Source organism: Kaistia hirudinis (genome assembly GCF_014196455.1).
Classification (GTDB): Bacteria; Pseudomonadota; Alphaproteobacteria; order Rhizobiales; family Kaistiaceae; genus Kaistia; species Kaistia hirudinis.
Map to the genome: position 1 here is coordinate 707,634 of NZ_JACIDS010000004.1, position 19,458 is coordinate 727,091.

Genomic DNA, 19,458 nt, shown 5'->3' on the forward strand with positions numbered 1-19,458 from the left:
GTCAGTATCCGGCCATCGACGCCTTGGCGAGCGGCGAGCGGCGAAGCGCGCTCACGACGCCGACGCCGACCAGCGCGCCGATGGCGGTGAAGGCGAGGCGCTCGATCGCGATGATCGGGATCAGGACCGGCCAGACTTCGGCGGGCCATGGATTGGTGGCGAAAGAGGGGACCCAGTTGAGCTGGATGCCGGCGGTCGAACCGAAGAAGAAGACGATGAAGAAGCCGACATAGGTCTTCAGCCCAACGCCGCCATTCCGGATCCGGTCAATGCTCCAGTTGCGAAGCTGCGGTATGGCGATCAGCACCAGGGCGACGTCGATCGTGATCACATTGCTGAGCCACAGCGGGAAGCTGATGCCGAACGAGAGCGCCTGCCAGAGATAGAACAGGTTGGCCGCCAGCGTGATGATCCACGGCACAAACCAGAGAGAGCGGTTGGGGTACGTCACCATGCCGACGGCGAATGCGCTCATTGCGCCCATCAGCGGCGCCCAGGGTCCCAGATTCGTATAGGGCGCGATGACGCCGCCGATCAGGATTCCGATGGCCGAGGCGATCGGCCCCGCGATCGGTCCGAGCAGCAGTCCGAGCAGCGGATGAATGGCGTCATGCAGCGGCCAGCCGCCGCCCATGCCTCCGACGACGATGGACGCCGGCACGAAGGCCAGGATGGCCACCAGCGCCGCCATGAACGCGGTGTAGGATACCGGTGCCCCGCCGATTGAAACGCCGGCGGATACCTTAATGACCCTCGGTTGTTCGGTCTCGAATGCCATTTGCGCGCCCTGCTTTTCCCTGCCACGGCTTTGCGCCGCTGCAGGATGTTGCGAACTTTCGGTTCGCCCTCAAAGCATCAATTCTCGCGCAGGCATGGACCGAAAAGGCATCAGCCGCTGCCTCTTCTCGCCTCCAGGAGATCGGACAGGCGCTCGACCACGAGCCCGGGGAGCGGTGCGAGGGCGCCTCGCGTCCGATGCACGACGGAGATCGTCTGTGTCTTGCCCTTGAGCTCCACGATCGGAACGAAGACAAGCGCACCCGACCGCAAGGGGGCGTCGATATCGAGTTCGTTGAGGAGGGCGATTCCCTGGTTCGAGGCGGCGAATTGTTTCAGGAATTCAAAGGAATCGGATTCGATGACGGGCTGTATCTGAATATCGTTCCGCTGGCAGGCATCATCGAACTGGTCGCGGATCAGGACGCCAACGCGTGGCGCGATCAGCGGATAATCCCGGAGGGTGTTCAGCCGCAACGCCGGTTCGCCGGCGAGCGGATGGCTCGGGAGCATCACGGCGCCATATCTCGTCTCCAGCGAGCTGGCCCGCGTCACGCCGCCGAAATCCGGCAGATCGAAGGCAAAGCCGAGATCGAAGTCCCCTGCGGCGACGACGCCCATGATGTCGTCGGCATCCATCACGCTCACCATGAGGCGAATGAATGGGCGTTCGGCGCGCAGTTCCATCAGAGCCTTCGACAGGACGTCACAGGCAAGACCGCCGACAGTCGCTATGGATGCGCTCGGGAAGCGATAGTCCCGCAGGCGGTCGATGCGCTCCGAGCTCCATTTGTAGTCTTTCAACGTCTTGCGGACATGGGCGATGATGATCTCGCCCGCCGCCGTAAGACGTAGGCCATGGGGCAGGCGCTCAAACAGCGGTGTGCCGACCTCGTCTTCAAAGGCGATGATCTGCCGGTTTACTGCGGAAGAAGCGACGTTCAGCTTGGCTGCCGCCTTGCGGATCGAACCCGACCGGGCGACCTCGTCCAGGTAACGCAGCAGACGCGCATGCAGCATCAAGGCAGCTCCAGCAGGGCAGCAATGACGGGTGTCCCGACCGTTCGCGGCCGACTCTGGTGTGATGCTTGCCGGGAATCAATCTCGGTTTCAGAAGCTGTCGCCGCTTCGATAGTCCCGTCTGACCTGAATACCGAAACGCCAACCACGCGGACAAGGCCCAGATCGCGTTCCCCACTCCACGCCTCGCTCTCCGCGGCGCCCACCAGCCCGACGGCCTGCGGAAATGAAACTGCTTCCCCATCCGCTTGAGCGCACCGGGATTGGCCGTATTGCAGGTATCCGCCGGTGCGTCGGCAAGGCGCGGATCGTTCCCCGAATGGGTGCCTACGCCGCGAACAAGAATGCGGTTCGCACACTCATGGAAGCGCTGCGGCAAAAGTTCATACGACGAGGGTCGAGACGTCGGGTCGCTGGGAGAGGATATGGGAGAGGATATCGAGGCTCTGCTTCAGGGCCTCGGCGCTGCGTGGGGCGCCGAGGCCGAGGCGCACCGCTTCTGGCGCATCGGCAACGGCAAAGGCGTCACTGGGGACGAGACCGACACCCTCGGCTCGCAACCTCGCGACGAGAGCCCCGCGCGTCCAGTGCTCCGGCAAGTTCAGCCAGGCGTGGAATGCCCCTGGCGACATCTGGACACCACCGTCGAGGCTTGATCGCACGATTGCCTGTCTCGCCTTCGTCTCGCGTCGGATGGCATCGAGGGTCGCGTCCGCCGTGCCGGTTTCGAGCCATCGCGTCGCCAGTGCCGCCGTCAGCGGCGAGGCCATCGAGGCGGTGGCGCGGATTGCGACCATGAGGGACGCGGCGTCCCCGGCGCTGGGGGCCACGAGATAGGCCACGCGGAGGGCGGGCGAAAGGCATTTGGAGAGGCCGGCTATGTAGTAGACGACATCCTCGCCGATCGCCGCGAGCGGCGGCGGAGCATCGGGGGCGAGGGCGCCATAGGCATCGTCCTCGATGATCCTCACGCCGTGGCGCCGCGCAATGTCGACGAGGCGCCGCCGACGGTCCAGCGGAACTGTCGTGGTCGTCGGATTATGCAGGGTCGGATTGACGCAAAGGACTTTCGGCTTTCTGCGGAGGCAGAGCTCCTCGAATGCGTCGGGAATGATGCCGCTTGCGTCGAGCGTGACGGGATCGACGCCGAGCCTCATATGCGCTGCCGCCGCGAGCAGGCCGGGATAGGTCAGCGCCTCGGCGGCGATGGTGTCTCCCGGAGCTGCGAGAACACCGAGGAGCGCCAGCAAGGCGCCCTGAGCCCCCGGGCAGACAAGGATCCGCTCGGGCGCGCGCGTGCCAAGGCGCGCCTCCAGCCAGCGCGCTCCGGCTTCGCGATCGCGCATGGTCCCCCCCCGGCGCCTGGTACCGCAGGAGCAGGTCCAGTCCGTCATTGCCCCTGAGGCCGCCGAGTTCTTCCCACATGCGCGCAACCAGCGCCGGATCATCGAAGTGAGGCGGCAGGTTCATGCTCATGTCGACGAGGCCGCCGCGATCGGATGAGGCGTCGCGTCTGCGCGACCGGACGAATGTCCCCTGTCCGACGCGTCCGACGACGAGGCCGCGCCGGCCCGCCTCGGCATAGGCGCGGCCGACCGTCGTGAAGTCGATCCCGAGGGCCTCGGCGAGGGCGCGCTGCGTCGGCAGGCGGAAGCCATCACCAAGGCGGCCGGCGAGGATGTCGGCGGCGAGCGCATCGGCGATGGCGGCGTAGAGGGGGCCGGCGCCCTTGGAGAGCCGGGGTACCCAACTTGTCGCAGCTGCATCAAGATCGGTTGTCATGCATTCAATCTCCCAATATAGGTAAATTGCATGTTTCTTGATGCATCCTCAAGTGGCGAATGTTCCCGCGCCGGGAGTGATAGATGGACATCGACGCGCGTCTTGCCGGCCTGATCGCAGACATGAAGCTGGAGGGCCGGTATCGCACCTTCATCGAGCTCGAGCGGCTGGCTGGCGAATTTCCGTCGGCCCTCTGGCATGGGCCGGACGGGGCGCAGCGCGTGACGGTGTGGTGCAGCAACGACTATCTCGGCATGGGCCAGAACGCCGCCGTTCTCGGCGCCATGCACCGGGCGATCGATGCGTCGGGTGCCGGGACCGGCGGCACGCGCAACATCTCCGGCACCAATCGCCAGCATGTCGCGCTCGAGACTGCGCTTGCCGATCTGCACGACAAGGAGGCAGCGCTCGTCTTCACGTCCGGGTGGATTTCGAACCTCGCCGCACTCGGCACGCTCGGACGCGTGCTCCCCGATGCCGTCATCTTCTCCGACGCGCTCAACCACAATTCGATGATCGAAGGCATCCGCCGTTCGGGCGCGGAAAAGTTCATCTTCCGCCACAACGATCCGAGCCACCTGGACGAACTGATGTCGGCGGTCGATCCGGCGCGTCCCAAGATCGTGGCTTTCGAGAGCGTCTACAGCATGGATGGCGACATCGCGCCGATCGCCGCGATCTGCGATGTCGCCGAGCGTCACGGTGCGCTGACCTATCTCGACGAGGTCCATGCCGTCGGCCTTTATGGCGAGCGCGGCGGCGGCATTGCCGATCGCGAGGGATTGTCGCATCGGCTGACCATCATCGAAGGGACACTTGCCAAGGCGTTCGGCGTCATGGGCGGATATATCGCCGGCCCCGCGCTGCTGGTCGATGTCGTGCGTAGCCTCGCGGACAGCTTCATCTTCACCACGTCGCTCTGTCCGCATCTGGCCGCCGGAGCGCTGGCCGCCGTCGAGGAGGTGAGGGCGCATCCGGAACAGCGCCGCCTCCAGGAGCGCAATGTCGCGATGTTGAAGGCCATGATGCAGGCCGAGGGCATTCCCGTGCTCGACACGCCGAGCCACATCCTGCCGGTCATCATCGGTGATGCCCATCTCTGCCGGCAGACGAGCGAGCGTCTCATCGCCGACCATGGCATCTATGTGCAGCCGATCAACTATCCGACGGTCGCGCGCGGCCACGCGGTGTCACCGTCAGGTCATTGCCGACATAGGTCAGCGCATAGTTCGACGATGCGGCGAGCGAGCCCTGCGTGATCGCATAGGCGCCGACACTCGACATCGAGGACGCCGACGTGGCCAGGCCGCCGCTGAGCTGGTCGCCATTGACGAGACCCATGCCGCCAATGTCGTAGGTCAGCCCCGGAACGCTGTTGCCATAGATCATCGACTGCGCGTCGGCCGTCACGGTCAGCGCGCGGGTCGTGACGTCGAACGCGCCGTTCTCATAGGTGATGATGTAGTTGCCCGCCGCCGCGCCGCCGAGGATCCCATTGGCAGCGGTGGTGACGTAGCTCGTGCCGACATTCGAGGTTGAGGTCGCGTCGGTGGAGACTCCGACGCCCGTCAGCAGATTGTCGCCCTGCCCATTCTTCCAGCCGGAGACCGAGTAGCCGAGCGAGGGGACGGAATTGCCATAGATCATGCTGCCATCGTCGGCGGTCACGGTCAGCGTCGCAGGTTTCACCTCGAAGCTGCCATTCACATAGCTGAGCACATAATTGCCAGTCGCCGCGCCACCGAGCGAACCGCCGCTCGCGCTCGTGACGTAGCCATTGCCCACATTGGAGAGCGCCGTGGCATCGGTCGAAACGCCGACGCCGGTCAGGAGCGCATCGGTCTGGTTGTTCTTCCAACCCGAGACGGAATAGCCAAGCGAGGGCGTATCGCCATAGTCCATCTGACCGTCGTTGGCAGTCACGGTCAGGGTTGCCGGCTTCACCTCGAAGCTGCCATTCACATAGGTGATCGTATAATTGCCGGTCGCCGCACCTCCGAGGGCGCCGCCGGTCGCGCTGGTGATGTAGCCGTTGCCGACATTGGAAAGCGCCGTGGCATTGGTCGAAACATCGACGCCAGTCAGGAGCGCATCGGTCTGGCTGTTCTTCCAGCCGGAGACGGAATAGCCAAGCGAAGGCGTATCGCCATAGTTCATCTGGCCATTGTCGGCGGTCACGGTCAGCGTCGCCTTGTCGACGCTGACCGTCGAACCGGCATGATAGGTGAAGACGCGATAGGTGACGCCGCCGGCGCTGGTCTGGCTCGAATTACCGTTTGCAAGCGTGACGATATGGTCGCCGGCCGAGAGCGTCGGATCGATGGCGATGGACGTGCCGAGCGGATTGAGGCTGTCGCCGTCCGGACCGAAGACATAGCTATTTGGCCCACCGGCACCCGAAGTCGATGTCACCGTCGCGGTCGAATCGCCATAGGTCGAACTTGCGGTCGCCGACCTGACCCAGACGACGGGCGTCACCGCATAGAGTTCGGGATAGTAGCCGGCGCTCGGCGGCGCCCAGACCGTGTCGAAATCCCAGCCTGCGGCCGAGGCCAGCGTCATGAAGGAGGCGGTGTCCTGGAACTGCGCCATCGTCAGGCCGGTGACCCCGGTGATGCCGGCACAGGCGGTGCCGACCCCGCAGGACTGATCTGTCACCAGGGTATCCCAGAAATTGCCGGAATAGCTGGTGGTGCCGCCGTCATAGCCCACCAGCCCCCCGACCGTGCTGGTGCCGGTGACCTGGTTGGCAGCATAGCTGCGCTCGATCGTGACGGTACCGGAGGAAAAGGTGTCGCTGCGCCCGACTAAGCCGCCGACATCGCTGCTGCCGCTTACGGAGCCCACGGCATAGGAGTCGGCGATGATGGTCGTGCCGCCATACCCTCCGAAAGCGTGACCAACGAGGCCGCCCACCAAAGCACCGCCTTGGATCACGACATCGGCATAGGATTGCTCGATCTTCGCTGTTCCGTCGACGGCAGCGTACAAATAGCCGAATAGCCCGCCGGCAACGCTGCCCGTCGAGGTGACTTTGCCCGTCACATAGGTCCGCGCGACGCTGAGCTCGCCCGAAGCGGCTACCGAGAATCCGACGAGGCCGCCGACGGTGCCCTTACCGGTCACATCGATATGGGTCAGCCCCAGATCGAGGATCGTCGCGTTCCCCGCGCGCCCGAACAGGGCAACACTGTCCCTGTCGGGACGGTCGATGGTCAGCTTGTCGATCACATGGCCCTGACCGTCCAGCGTGCCGTAGAACCCGTTGTTCGCATTGAGCGCCGCCCCGTCGCTATCGGTGCCGAGCGGCACGAAGCCTCTGGTGCTCCACATGTCGGCAGCGTTGGCGCCGTCGGTCGCGCTGGCATCGACATCGGCGCCGAGCGTATAGGTCGCGCCGAGGTCCAGCGCGATCAGCTGCAGCTGATGCGCATTGGTGATAGTCGTCTGGTATTCCGAGCGAAGGAACGGGCGGGTCTCCCCGTCGATCATGTACCAGGTACTGCCGAAGTCGAGATTGGCGTATGTCGACTGCTTGTAGCGGTTCGAGGCGTCGATGCCCGTGACGTTTGTCGTCGTGCCGCTTCCATCGCCAGCCGTCGGGCTGGCCTGTCCTGTCGAATCGGTGTCCCAATAGCTGTTGGTGATCAGTCCCTCATTCAGGCCGGTGATCCCGCCGACGACGTCTCCCGATACCAGGCCGGACGCATAGGAGGTTACAATCTTGCCGATATTACGCCCGACGAGCCCGCCTCCGTCGGCCGCTGAGGTGACCGAGACGAGGGAATAGGCATTGGTGAGCGTGCCATAATAGTAGTTTTGACCGAGAATGCCGCCGATCTGCGCTGCGCCCTGGATGGAGCCGGACGCGTAGACGTCGGAGACCGCGCCGCCGCTATACCCGACGACTGCGCCAGCTATCAAATCGGCGGTTATGTCGACGTTCGTCAGCCCGACGCCACGAATGATCGAACCGTCGTCGGTATAGCCGAAGAGCCCGACGAAAGCATCATCCGGCCGGTCGATGGTCAGCCCGTCGATCACGTGGCCCTGGCCGTCGAAGATCCCCTTGAACCTTGTGGCATAGCTCGTGCCGATCGGTGCAAAGCCGGCGCCGCTGTTCCACGTCGCGGTCCCGCTCGCGTCGATGTCGCGTCCAAGGGCATACGTGCCGCCGAGATTGGTATTGATCGCCTGGAGGTCATCGACATTGTTGACCAGCATATAGGCTGTCAGCGGAGTGTAGCCACCTCCCATGTAGCCGGAATAGTCAGTCGGGTTCGCGTAGCTCGACGGATTGCAAAAGATCGACACACCACCGGGGACGACAATCGACCCGCCGGAGCCGAACGACACCGTGCCGGCGCCGGTGCCGGTATTGTCCGCCCGCAGGACCAACGACCCACCCACCCCGGCTGAGATCGCCGCATTGACCACGATGTCGTGATAGGCGGAGAGTTCCAGCGTCGTCCCCAGGCCATCCCAGTAGATCAGGGACGCAACGGTGATGTCGCCGGCCTGCTCGCCACCCGAGCCGGTTGTCACCCTGACATTAGCTCCCTGCAACGCCCCTCTGAGCGAAACGGCATTGAGCACGCTGTCGTTGGCATTGGCGTTGAAGCCGGACATGCCGCTCGACGCGGCATCGGTGATCGTCAGATTGTAGGGGTCGAGCAGCAGCCAGCCGAAGGCGCCGCTTGCGCTGCTCAAATCCACCGTGCCGGTGAAATCGAGCACCGCCTTGCCCGAAACCTCCGCATCGCCACCGGCGCCGGAACCCGAGCCTGTGGAGAGGATCGTGCCGGCGAACTGCGTATACTGATCCGACCAGACGACGACGTTGCCCCCGGCGCCTTCGCTGCTGCTCGCATCGAGGATGGCGCCGGCCGCCACGCTCGTCGTCTGAGCATTGGCGACCGCTTCGGCGAGATATTTGGTGTCGGCATTGGTGCCGCCCTGATAATCGCCGCCGACCAGGATGACGCCGCCGAGCGCGCCGCTGACATCGAGCTTTGCCGTCGCGAGGATCGAGACGCCCTTGCCGGTCGCGACGATGGTGCCGCCATCGCCTCCGCCCTCTCCCGCCGCATCGAGCATCGCCGATATGGCCACGTCGCCGCCCGAAATGCGGATGTCGCCGCCCTTGCTCTTGCCATTGCCGACCGATCGCTTGGCGGACAGCTTCTGCGCGACCTTGACCGACCCGCCGTCGCCGGCGGTCAGGAAGATCCGCCCGCCTTTGCTGGCGACGCCGGTCGCCTTGGTGATGCTGCTGGTATTGCCGGCGAGCGCATAAACATTGCCGCCATTGGCACGCAGCTCGACATTCGCCGCCTGGATGACGCCGGAGGTGCTCGCCTCCGTATCGCCGCCGCCGACCTTGACCAGGAACTTGCCGTCGGACAGCGCTGCGTCGCGCATCAGGACTTCATAGCCGGCCGCAAGCGCGGCCGTGCCATTCGGCGCAGTGATCGTGCCCTCATTGCCGACCTTGCGGGCGAACAGCGCGACATCACCGCCCAGGGCTCCGATGGAGCCGTAATTGATCACGGCCGCCTGGCTGTCGCCCTTGAAGGTCATCGCGCCCTGGGCGTTGAACTCCGCGTCCGAGACGTCGAGCGTCGAGGCGATGAAGGAGCCGCCGGTCGAGATCACGCCGCTCGACCCGATGACGATACCCGAAGGATTGACCAGATAGACGCTGCCGGAGGCGGAAAGCACACCGTCGATCTGCGAGGGCGTGAAGCCGGTGACACGGTTCAGCGTCGCGCCGGAACCATTGGCGAAGGTGACGGAATTGCCCGCGCCAATCGAAAAGCTTTGCCAGTTCAGGATCGCGGTTGGCGACGATTGATCGACGCGCAGATTTCCGGACGGTGAGGCTGCTATCGCGGCGCTGCCGGAAACGACCTCCCCTCCGGTTGGCAGCGTGCCGTCGGCTTGCGCCGATCCGGAAAGGCCAATCCCCAGAAGGAAGGGGGTGAGATAGGTAGCGCTCGCCAACAGCGCGGCACGCGTCGATGCCGACCGACCCAAAACAATCTTCCGCCCGGCCCGCCGCATGAACCTGCCCCCGCCTTCCATGCCGAAGGCGATTGCCCCACTCGTGCCTCAGCGGATGGAAGGATAGGTCGAACGGCGATGCGTCTCCCATCCGCTAAACAGAGGAAGCGGCAGCTAAGCGTTGCGCGGTGTGGGAGATTTGCCATGCGGGCGATTGAGCCAGACGCTCATCAGGCCGGCCCGGCTCCGGACCCCGAACTTGCGAAAGACGCTGGTGACGTGCTGGTGCGCGGTCGAGGGCGCGATGTCGAGCAGCCGGCCGATCTCCTTTTCCGAAGCTTCGGTCAGGAGAAGCTGCAGGATTCGCCTTTCCATCGGCGTCAGCGGCGAGGATGCGGTCAGCAGGCCGTGGCCCAGCATCATGCGCCGCTGGAACCACTTGATGCCACGGAGCGCATAGGTGAGCCGTGCGATCGCGACATCGGAAAAAACCTCGCCGGAATAAAATCCGAAATGCGATTTGCAATCCTCATTGATCGGAAACGCCACGAACACGGCGTCGTGAATCCCGACCCGGCCATAGTGACGCTCGAAGAAGGGGGAACCGAACCAGTCAGGCGCCAATTCGCGGCGGAAGGAGTAGGTGCGGAAGGTCCCTACGTCCCGCATCGGCAGCAGGAAGGAGGGGTCGATCTCGCGCCGCTCCCAGACCTTCAGAATGTCCCGGAAATGCTGCTCGTCCGGCGCGGGCACGATCGGCACCAGCGCCTGGACCGCGCCGACGCGCCAGCCCTGTAGCGGATCCTTGCGTCCAGAACCATCCAGGCGGACCGCCCCGGCCCAGGTTGCATTCCACGCGCCGGAAAGCTCGCAGAGCGCGCCCATGAGGAAGCTGGCAGCCTGTTCAGTCTGGCGGGCCTCGAAATCGGACAGCGTGTCCCAGATGAGATGAATGCGTTCCTGTGCCAACTGATCCACCCAAGTCTGCCCCTGATGATCCCTCGTTGATAACTGGACTCGGTACACCTTGTGGTCTGTTCTGGACCGTGTTGCAAACTCGTGCGAGGGCAGGCAACGCAGCCCAGCGTGCGAAAAAATTGAGGCCTCGCCGTCGACGCCGGATGTGGCCGCGGACCTGCTCCACCCCCGCCGGCTCAGGCGGTCACCCGCACGGGCGATCTTGGGCGACTCGGAGCGCATCCCCTGGCCTGCGGCGATGCTCGATCATTGGAGGACATCGCCTCCGCTGCAGTGGAAGAACCGATCGATCTGATCGTCACCGACCCGCCCTACAATGTGCCGATCGATGGCCATGTCGCGGGACTGGGCTCGATCCGGCATCGCGAGTTCGCCTTTGCCTCCGGCGAGATGTCTAGAGCCGAGTTTACCGCCTGTGCGATGCGGCTGTCGCTCCAGCCAGAGGTGTCCCATGGCCTCCCGCAATCAACGTGGCCCGCGTTGTTCAGGCGGCAGCGATGCCTCTGGTAGCGATGCGAAACCAATAATCTTCGGTGGCGCCGGGCTGACACCTTATTGTCTCCTCCTGCCGCGCTCAGACAGACTCGTAAGCGCTCAGTCTGCGAACGCCCAGTTCCGACCGGCCCTGGCTTCGGTACTGCCGAATGCCTGCATGGAGATGCAGCCGAGAAAGCGGCGCGGATTCGGCGGGGAAATCGTCTCCCGAAACCACCCCTGCGATGAGGTGTCCGCAAGCCCCGGAAATGACGGGTGAACTCGCTGCGTCAAAAGACCAAAAGAATAACAATATCAATGGTTTATTTAGTGGCGGAGAGGGGGAGATTCGAACTCCCGATACCCTTGCGAGTATGCCGCATTTCGAGTGCGGTGCAATCGACCACTCTGCCACCTCTCCGTGTAATCCAACCATTTAAGAACCAAGGCTGAATCGGCGGTCGGGGCGGTTATTAGCCCATCGTAGGACGGTCTGCAAGGGTCGCTGTGGGTATCGTGTTTTGCGCCGTTCTGATCAATGAGTGTGCCGACATTGTGCCAGAGACTTCGGTGCCAGATGACGGTTCTCTGGGCGAGAATGGAAGTGTGAACGCCTGTTTAAATTGATCCCGCCCGCTCCCTAAGCGCCTCATAAAGCCGTCCCGGCCCGAGTAGCACGTCCTTGAGCCCTTCCCTCACTTTCGCCGAATCCAGCGCCTGCTTGCTCAGGCTCTGGTTGGCCGTGAGGGCGTCGATGATGGCGTTCATGATTTCGTTGGTCAGCGTCGGCGAATTGGAAAACTGCGCCTTGCTGTTGTTCGCAGCCTGAACGACCAGTTCTTCGGACTCTAGCAGCTTCCCTTTCAAGACGTTGTTCACGTAGACGAGTTGATCGCCGTCGGTCGTGTCGCTTCCAAACAGGTCGTTGACCTTTGCAATGATCTCGTTCAGCAGCGCCTTCTCCTTCTCCTGAACGGCGCCGGAGCCAGCCTCATCCGCCGGGGCAAGCTTTGGCTTTTCCCCATCGCCGAGCGGCAAGGGCAGGGCGCCTTTGGTCCGGAGAACATGATGGGTCAGGGTCAGTTGCGAGACGTCGACGCCTTCTCGCTCCCGGCCGAATTCCAGCAGGGGGATGAGGCGCTTGTAGAAGATGAAGCGCTTCTCGATCGCCGTGTTGCCGTAGTCGAATATCTGCGAAAGGAACGTGTAGAGCCGCACGAAGGCGCCCATGTCGCCCTTGAACAGGATCAAGGCGTTGATCTCGTCTTGGGCCGCCGCTTCGGCCTTGCCATCTCCGTTCGTGATCGCCGATTTCAAACGGTCCTGAGCCTGTTTGAACTTCTTCAGCAGCCGATCGGCGACGGGTTCGATGGCGGCAATTAAGTCGCCCTGTTTGGACTTCGGGTCCAGTTCGACCTTGGCGACCTGATCGACTTCGAACTCGTCATAGTGGCCGGAAGCGTCGAGCTTGGCCCGGAGATTGAAGACGAGGTTCGGATCGGTGACGGACTCGAGTTCGGCCGTATCGTAGTAGGTCCGGAACGCTGCAAGGATTTCGTCGGAACTGTTGACGAAGTCGAGGATGTAGGTCGTGTCCTTGCCGGGATGGGCTCGGTTCAAACGGGACAGCGTCTGGACCGCCTGAATGCCGGCGAGACGTCGATCGACATACATCCCGGCCAACAGCGGCTGATCAAAGCCCGTCTGAAATTTGTTGGCGACAAGGAGAAGGTGATAGTCGTCGCCCTTGAAGGTTTCACGGATATCTCGCCCCTTCAGGCCCGGATTGAGGCCCTTGCTCGTCTCCCTGAAGGGGTCGGGACCACTTTCCGGATCGTCGACCTCGCCCGAGAAGGCGACCATGGTGCCGATCTGATAGGCCTTGGATTTGATGTATTTGTCGATGGCGATCTGCCAGCGCACCGCCTCGACCCGGCTTCCAAGAACGACCATCGCCTTGGCTTTGCCGTCCAGCAGTCCCGCAACATTCGCCCGGAAATGCTCGACGACGATCTCGACCTTTTGGCTGATGTTGTATGGGTGCAGCCGGACCCATTTCATGATGCTCTTGAGAGCGGCGTCCCGTTCGACCTCCCGGTCGTCGATGTCCTTTCCGCCATGGGCAAGCCGGAAGGCGAGTCGATAAGGCGTGTAGTTCTTGAGGACGTCGAGGATGAATCCTTCCTCGATCGCCTGCCGCATCGAATAGACGTGGAACGGGGCCGGGAGGTTGTTCGGCCCGGCTGGTTCGGCAGGTCTCGGCACTCGACCGAACAGCTGGAGGGTCTTCGCCTTCGGGGTGGCGGTGAAGGCGACGAAGGTGATGCCCTTGTCGCTCGCCCGAGCCGACATCTGAGCGGCCAAGATGTCTTCGGCGCTGACCTCGCCGCCGTCGTTGAGGTCAATCAGTTCCTCCGGTGACAGGACCTGTTTCAGCTTTGCAGCCGTCTCGCCAGCCTGTGAGGAATGGGCTTCGTCGGCAATGACGGCGAAGGTCTTGCCCTCCGTTGCCGCCAATTCCCTGACGGCCTTCAAGGCGAAGGGGAACGTCTGAATCGTGCAAACGATGATCTTCTTGCCCTGCGATAGAGCCTCGGCGAGCTTGCCACTCTTGCTCTCGCCTTCGCTCTTGATTGTGGCGACGACGCCGGTCGTCCGCTGGAAATCGAACAGGGCTTCCTGAAGCTGGGAATCGATGACGTTCCGATCGGAAACGACGATCACGGTCGAATACAGCTTGCCATGGTTGGCGTCGTGCAGGTCGGCGAGGAAATGGGCGGACCATGCGATCGAGTTCGTTTTGCCGGAGCCAGCCGAATGCTGGATCAGGAACTTGCCGCCAGCGCCTTCCTCCAGAATGGCAGCCTGCAATTTCCTTGTGGCGTCGAGCTGGTGGTAGCGGGGGAAGATGACGCTCTTGATCTGCTTCTTGTCGTTGCGCTGGGTGACGAGATAGCGGCCGAGAATTTCGAGCCAGCTTTCCCGTTCCCAGACCTCTTCCCAAAGGTAGGCCGTGCGGTGCCCATCCGGGTTCAGCGGATTGCCCTTGCCGCCATGATTGCCCTTATTGAAGGGCAGAAAGCGGGTCGCCGGACCGAGTAGCTCGGTCGCCATGTGGACTTCGGTATTGCTGACGGCGAAATGCACCAATGCGCCGCTTGGGAAGCCCAACAGCGGCTCTGGAGCCTGCCCCTTGGGCGTCGGGTGCCGATCGAAGCGATACTGGTCTATGGCGTCCGTAACGCTCTGGGTGAAGTCCGTCTTGAGCTCGGCCGTCGCCACGGGAAGCCCGGACCGAACCGGCCATTGAAGCCTTGGCTTTCATGCTCTTTCCGGACTTCCTTCTCGACCTTCTTCCATTCGACGCCGTAGGGCGGATTGGAGAGCATGTAGTCGAACTTGCGATAGGCATGGCCATCATCGGAGAGCGTGTTGCCGACGATGATGTTGCCGACATCCTGCCCCTTGATGAGCATGTCGGCTTTGCAGATGGCATAGGATTCGTCGTTTAGTTCCTGACCGAACATGGTCAGGCGGGCGTTCGGATTGAGCGCCTCCAGATGCTCGCCAGCGACCGACAGCATGCCGCCGGTCCCAGCCGTCGGATCATAGATCGTGCGAACCACGCCCGGCTTGGTCAGGATGTCGTCATCCTCGACGAACAGCAGATTGACCATGAGCCGGATGACCTCACGGGGCGTGAAGTGCTCGCCGGCCGTCTCATTGGAGATTTCGGCGAACTTCCGGATCAGTTCCTCGAAGGCCAGCCCCATTTGGCTGTTGTCGACCTTCTCGGGATGCAGATCGATCCCGGCGAATTTCTCAGTCACCTGATAGAGCAGCTTGGCTTTCGCCAGACGCTCGATCTGGGCATAGAACTCGAAGCGCTCGAAAATGTCCCGGACAGCCAGCGAGAACGCTTGGATGTAGGCGAACAGGTTCTCCCGGATATGGTCCTGATCACCCATCAGGCGGCGCATATCCATCGGCGACGTGTTGTAGAAGCTCTGCCCGGCGACCCGGAGCATGAACGGCTCGGGATTGAGCCCGGCCTTCGACTTGGCCTCGAACTCGGAGAGCACGGCAACCTTGGTCGACTCAAGGACGCAATCGAGGCGACGAAGCACGGTGAACGGCAGGATGACTTTGCCATATTCCGATTGCTTGTAGTCACCCCGGAGCAGGTCGGCGACGGACCAAATGAAGGACGAAAGGGTCTGGTGGTTCACGGCGGCGAGGCTCCCGATCGCTCTTGATTCGGCTCATATGGCCAGAAGGCAACCGGGGATGGCAAGTCCGGGCGCAGCTGATCGGATGTCCGACGTAAGATCAGCGAACCATTCGGCTTAAGCCGGCGGCGCCGGGCTGATTATCCTCTACGACAGCGGAATTTCCGACAATGAAACTGGGACGGAGTAGCCTTTTTCGCTCAATAGCATCTCGATACTCGCCTTCCTGCGATCAGGCTCCGACGATGGCCCAACGATCACTCTTGCGATCGGCAACTGCTTCCCGTCAAATGGATCGATCGCAATGTAGGGTAGTAGGTAGTTATCCCGAACCTTGAATTGAATTTTTTTGTCTGGAAGTTTCTTAGTAGAAAAACCGTTCCTTGGGATTCCAAAAACCATACGAAATTCTCGTTCTTCATGAAATGAAGGATGTTTCAATACAGGTTTTACGGTCACATAGGGCATGAATAGATTATCAATTGAAGTCTTATCTCCTTCAAACGATACTTTCTTTCCGGACAATGATTCAATCATTGTTTCTATCATCGTTGGAACAGCTTTACGAAACATATCGAGAGAAGAAGCGATCTCGGAATATTGACTGTCCGTTGTCCCATATACTACGTCACCAAACATTGATCCCGATGTCTTATAATTCTGCCCTTGTCGACGCCACATCTTTTTTAGCTTTTTGGTGTCAAAGACTATAGCCACCCCGCCGTCGCCATAGCTCCTCCATTGGCTAAGAAGTCCATGTTCTGCGCTGTGTTGCGTCTCTGCTCGACAGAATGACGTAACGAAAAGTGGACTGAGCCGATTCGAGACTAGCCTGATCGATGATAGGAGATTGCTGGTCTCTTTATCGCACAGGTCCTTCATTTCGAAATTATTCGTCATTAAACTGGCGTTTTGTAATTCAACAAATCGTCTTTCGAATTCTTGCGACATCATAGGTCGTATTATTTCATCGGCATATATAAGTTCCTTACGGTCATTCATGAATTCTATATGAGAAGCATGAATATTGTTAGATTCAACAATTCCTAACAATCCTCGGATGCTTGTGTAGTGGAAAAGTTCTTTTGGGTCTTTGGTTTTATCGTCCATGCTCAGCCAGCCTTTGGGTCTTCATTTTAGAGTCAGCTGTCATCGTAGGCCCTACCCCTCGATCAGGGTAGCGACGGCGATCAGGCATTTGCAAAAACGAAGGTATTTGAGATCAGCCCCGCCGGCACGGAAAACTAGCCGAAAGGCCGTGTCCAAAATTCTTGAAACAGTCTCTCGAAATTAGTACTCTCGAAACGTGACAGTGGACGGGTTTCGAGAGGGCGGCTCCTTTGAAGATCGGCTATGCACGTGTTTCAACGGCGGATCAGTCCTTGGGCCTTCAACAGCAGGCGCTGGAGCGGGAAGGCGCTGAACGAATCTTTGTCGAGACGGCATCGGGCGCACAGCGGGATCGCCCTGAACTCGCCAAGGCGCTGGCGTTCCTCCGCTCTGGCGACACGCTGATTGTCTGGAAGCTGGACCGGCTTGGCCGTTCGCTGCGGCAGCTGATTGATACGGTCGAGGCTTTGAACGAACGGGGTGTCGAATTCCGATCTATCACGGAGAATCTTGAGACCGGGACCCCCGGCGGGAAACTCATCTTCCATGTCTTTGGAGCGCTCGCCGAATGGGAACGGTCGTTGATCAAGGAACGGACCATGGCGGGTCTTAAGGCGGCCAAGGAGGCGGGGAAGGTTGGCGGACGGCCTCGGGCTCTCTCGGAAGCCGATCTTGCCGCAGCGAGAGCGCTATTGGCCGATCCGGCTATTACCGTGAAGGAGGTCGCCGATCGGCTCGGCGTGTCCCAGCCAACCCTGTATCGGTATCTGCCGGCAGCAAAGGACCAAGCGAGGGCGTGAGGGCGTGAATCAACGGAGAAGAGCCGGCTGCATTCAGCGGCGGTTCGCCGTCGATGGCATGGTCTATCTGTTTGAGGCCGCACCCGGCTCCGCCGTCACCTTTCGGATTGTTTCGGGCGGCACGAGGAAGCGCCGCTACAATCCACACTTCTGGTTTGATGATGAGGATGTCGTCTCGATCGAGGATGGCGACTTCCTCCGCTCGGCGATCCCGTTATTCCGTTCAGTGAAGGCGATCCTTATCGATTGGGTCTTTAGCCAGCGGCCGTTCGGATTTCGGATCGAACCCTCTACCGATCGCAAGGAGCCGATCTATCGTTGGATGGCACATCGGCTGGGCAGGAGCCTACATGGACAATATTCCATGGTTGAGGAGCAAGAAGCGTTCTATTTCTATCGAAGCGCTGGCTCTTGAATCAGACATAGCCAATGGTATGCGGGGCTCGCTCGCCCCGTTGAGGAGGACCATGAACACCTTAACACAAGACGATTATCGTCGACGATTGTCCGAATTCGTCACAAAGGAAGAGGCAAAGCGGCCCCTTGGGAAGCGGCCGCAAGGCTTCTTTGGCCATTGGGGTTTCTACACACATTGCCAGGTCGAGTTTGATGGCGCTCTCGCACGAGAGGACATTGAAGTCCTTAGTCCGACGGGAGAGACAACATATGAGAAATGAAGCTCTCCATCACATGAATGCGGTATGGCCCAACAGCTAGCTGAGCAGAGCGTTCTGGCCTTCGCTCGACATTGAACACCGAGTTCAGCCGTCCTCCGTCGACTAGAGCCCACTGTTTTGGACCGTGGCCGCCAAGGGCATGGCACGTGCCGAGGCCGACGTAAACCCGGATTTCAGGAGTCTGGCTGCAGCGTCCCGCCGCTGTCTATCTCATCTTCATTGCTGATCGAATATTTTATTGTTTCAACTGTTATGTTATATTACAGCATGATATCATAACCTGATATCGATCGTGATTAATATAGTGTTAATGTATTCCAATTTTTGGATTTGATGCGACGTCATCGACGTTTTCGAGATAGACGATAACCGTTATCCGTCGCCCAGCGCAGCTTCTCAGCCTCTGACAGGGTACGACCTGTGATAGCTCCGCCGAAATTACCGCCGAACGTTCTAAGTCTTTGCGTTCGGTGCCCGCCAAATCGATTTTGGCTGTATCCTCGCAGATCGGGGGGGAATTCGACAACCCGCTTAGGTTTGGGGGTGTCTGCCGATTCGATGACATTTCTTATAGTCGATATATTCAAGTAATAAATCGATATGCGTCGGATTTTTAGATTAAATAGAGTCTTATTATCTATTATCCACATTAGGTAATTTTGAGGGATATCAATCCATTTCTTTTGTCTGTATTTTTTTCCGACTTCGCATATTGATAGGCTGAAGTCTGTATCCATACGAATATGTAGTGCTCGTTGAGCGTGATAAAGAATATCTGGTCAAAAACTATTATATTGTGATAATATCCATAATATATAATCTGTAGGAATGTCGGACCAATTTTTTCCCTTGTAACGACCAAAAGGGCATTTGCTGATTGTGCTAGATTTTGTCATTTTAATTATGATAAGATAGAAAAGTACGTTCGAATGAACGAAGTGAATTCGTGTTCTCGAAGAGAACGAGGTTACATTTTATTTGGAAAAATTGTCTAGTATCATAATGTTTATTATCGATATGATTCCGTATTCGGGTTTTCTAAATTAATGTTTGTTAAAAGATCTTCATAATGATTTATATTTAATTCAATGAAGCGATCCTCCGGCTCGCCTTCGGACCTTTCGGTCCTCAGTGTCTATGAATGAATTATTTGTATGTTCTAAATATTTCAATTATGACTCACTTATAGCACAGAAACGAAGTAAAATCAAGTGTGTTGTGGCTATGATTGGTTTGTTTGTTGAAATCTATGTAATATAAAGTTCAGTCATAATAGATGATATCACGGTTATATAGATTTATTATATAATGTATCGCTATTTTAATATATAAATACGGTGGTAATATGCGTATTAACTGGCGCAATATTCATTCTGTATGAAAATAATAGTATAAATTGAACTAAGGTTATTTGAAGATGGCTTCTCGATAATTGACAGGAAGCAGATTGCTCTCCCGTAGAGATTTTGGCTCTCGGAAGACGGTTAGGTTATCGTGCTCTGTGCATTGTGGCTCGCCGCTGCGCCGACGGTATTGTTCCCGATGGGGCATTCACGCAGTGCCGACAGCGAGCCGTCCTGAGCGGCATGTCAGCGGTGCCACGATTGA

The 19,458-nt window shown here is 59.8% G+C and carries 12 protein-coding genes, 1 tRNA gene and 1 pseudogene; 4 read left to right on the forward strand and 10 right to left on the reverse strand.

The window, feature by feature from the left end:
- Nucleotide 1 precedes the first annotated feature (1 nt).
- From GGR25_RS18040 to GGR25_RS18055, 3 genes and pseudogenes are all read right to left on the reverse strand, one after another.
- Entirely contained in the window at nucleotides 2-778 is a 777-nt protein-coding gene (locus tag GGR25_RS18040; RefSeq protein WP_281378630.1) for an ECF transporter S component, read from the reverse strand.
- 110 nt (nucleotides 779-888) lie between these two features.
- The gene (locus GGR25_RS18045) at nucleotides 889-1,797 is read right to left on the reverse strand and encodes a LysR family transcriptional regulator (protein ID WP_183400202.1); all 909 of its coding nucleotides are present in this window, start codon (nucleotides 1,795-1,797) and stop codon (nucleotides 889-891) included.
- A gap of 383 nt (nucleotides 1,798-2,180) precedes the next feature.
- A pseudogene (locus tag GGR25_RS18055) lies at nucleotides 2,181-3,579 on the reverse strand (aminotransferase-like domain-containing protein).
- Nucleotides 3,580-3,662: 83 nt separating this feature from the next.
- Here GGR25_RS18055 and hemA point away from each other — a divergent pair.
- Nucleotides 3,663-4,838 (forward strand): 5-aminolevulinate synthase, encoded by a 1,176-nt coding sequence (gene hemA / locus GGR25_RS18060; protein WP_183400203.1) that lies wholly within the window; start codon nucleotides 3,663-3,665, stop codon nucleotides 4,836-4,838.
- On the opposite strand, the gene GGR25_RS18065 is transcribed toward hemA, so the two are convergent.
- Both GGR25_RS18065 and GGR25_RS25045 read right to left on the reverse strand, forming a co-directional pair.
- On the reverse strand, nucleotides 4,735-9,615 hold the full coding sequence (locus tag GGR25_RS18065) for an MBG domain-containing protein (RefSeq protein WP_183400204.1): 4,881 nt from the start codon (nucleotides 9,613-9,615) through the stop codon (nucleotides 4,735-4,737). The two genes, hemA and GGR25_RS18065, sit on opposite strands and share 104 nt — an antisense overlap.
- A 141-nt stretch (nucleotides 9,616-9,756) precedes the next feature.
- Complete coding sequence (locus tag GGR25_RS25045) at nucleotides 9,757-10,782, reverse strand: LuxR C-terminal-related transcriptional regulator (RefSeq protein WP_183400205.1); 1,026 nt, start codon at nucleotides 10,780-10,782, stop codon at nucleotides 9,757-9,759.
- A gap of 27 nt (nucleotides 10,783-10,809) precedes the next feature.
- Here GGR25_RS25045 and GGR25_RS25050 point away from each other — a divergent pair, with 27 nt between their 5' ends.
- Nucleotides 10,810-11,070: a site-specific DNA-methyltransferase gene (locus GGR25_RS25050; RefSeq protein ID WP_183400206.1), complete on the forward strand. Its 261-nt coding sequence runs from the start codon at nucleotides 10,810-10,812 to the stop codon at nucleotides 11,068-11,070.
- 295 nt (nucleotides 11,071-11,365) lie between these two features.
- On the opposite strand, the gene GGR25_RS18080 is transcribed toward GGR25_RS25050, so the two are convergent.
- The 4 genes from GGR25_RS18080 to GGR25_RS18095 all read right to left on the reverse strand — a co-directional run bounded on the left by GGR25_RS18080 (nucleotide 11,366) and on the right by GGR25_RS18095 (nucleotide 16,373).
- Nucleotides 11,366-11,455: transfer RNA gene (locus tag GGR25_RS18080), tRNA-Ser, on the reverse strand.
- Between the two features lie 197 nt (nucleotides 11,456-11,652).
- A complete protein-coding gene (locus GGR25_RS18085; protein WP_183400207.1) occupies nucleotides 11,653-14,316 on the reverse strand; it encodes a DEAD/DEAH box helicase family protein in 2,664 nt (887 codons plus the stop codon).
- Entirely contained in the window at nucleotides 14,262-15,263 is a 1,002-nt protein-coding gene (locus GGR25_RS25055; RefSeq protein WP_343068109.1) for a type I restriction-modification system subunit M, read from the reverse strand. The genes GGR25_RS18085 and GGR25_RS25055 overlap by 55 nt, the downstream gene beginning before the upstream one ends.
- A 147-nt stretch (nucleotides 15,264-15,410) precedes the next feature.
- Nucleotides 15,411-16,373, reverse strand: a complete 963-nt coding sequence (locus GGR25_RS18095) for a DUF2971 domain-containing protein (protein WP_183400208.1) — start codon at nucleotides 16,371-16,373, stop codon at nucleotides 15,411-15,413.
- A gap of 230 nt (nucleotides 16,374-16,603) precedes the next feature.
- Here GGR25_RS18095 and GGR25_RS18100 point away from each other — a divergent pair, with 230 nt between their 5' ends.
- Nucleotides 16,604-17,173: a recombinase family protein gene (locus GGR25_RS18100; protein ID WP_183400209.1), complete on the forward strand. Its 570-nt coding sequence runs from the start codon at nucleotides 16,604-16,606 to the stop codon at nucleotides 17,171-17,173.
- 58 nt (nucleotides 17,174-17,231) lie between these two features.
- Nucleotides 17,232-17,588 (forward strand): hypothetical protein, encoded by a 357-nt coding sequence (locus GGR25_RS18105; RefSeq protein ID WP_183400210.1) that lies wholly within the window; start codon nucleotides 17,232-17,234, stop codon nucleotides 17,586-17,588.
- Between the two features lie 1,041 nt (nucleotides 17,589-18,629).
- Here GGR25_RS18105 and GGR25_RS25115 read toward each other — a convergent pair.
- A complete protein-coding gene (locus GGR25_RS25115; protein ID WP_183400211.1) occupies nucleotides 18,630-18,746 on the reverse strand; it encodes a putative quorum-sensing-regulated virulence factor in 117 nt (38 codons plus the stop codon).
- Between the last annotated feature and the right edge of the window lie 712 nt (nucleotides 18,747-19,458).

Excerpts from the sequence above, each read along its gene's own strand:
- GGR25_RS18040 (WP_281378630.1), bottom strand. The coding sequence starts at position 778 with ATGGCATTCGAGACCGAACAACCGAGGGTCATTAAGGTATCCGCCGGC.
- GGR25_RS25115 (WP_183400211.1), bottom strand. The coding sequence starts at position 18,746 with ATGACAAAATCTAGCACAATCAGCAAATGCCCTTTTGGTCGTTACAAG.
- hemA (WP_183400203.1), top strand. The coding sequence starts at position 3,663 with ATGGACATCGACGCGCGTCTTGCCGGCCTGATCGCAGACATGAAGCTG.
- GGR25_RS25045 (WP_183400205.1), bottom strand. The coding sequence starts at position 10,782 with ATGCGCTCCGAGTCGCCCAAGATCGCCCGTGCGGGTGACCGCCTGAGC.
- GGR25_RS18105 (WP_183400210.1), top strand. The coding sequence starts at position 17,232 with ATGGTCTATCTGTTTGAGGCCGCACCCGGCTCCGCCGTCACCTTTCGG.
- GGR25_RS18045 (WP_183400202.1), bottom strand. The coding sequence starts at position 1,797 with ATGCTGCATGCGCGTCTGCTGCGTTACCTGGACGAGGTCGCCCGGTCG.
- GGR25_RS18095 (WP_183400208.1), bottom strand. The coding sequence starts at position 16,373 with ATGGACGATAAAACCAAAGACCCAAAAGAACTTTTCCACTACACAAGC.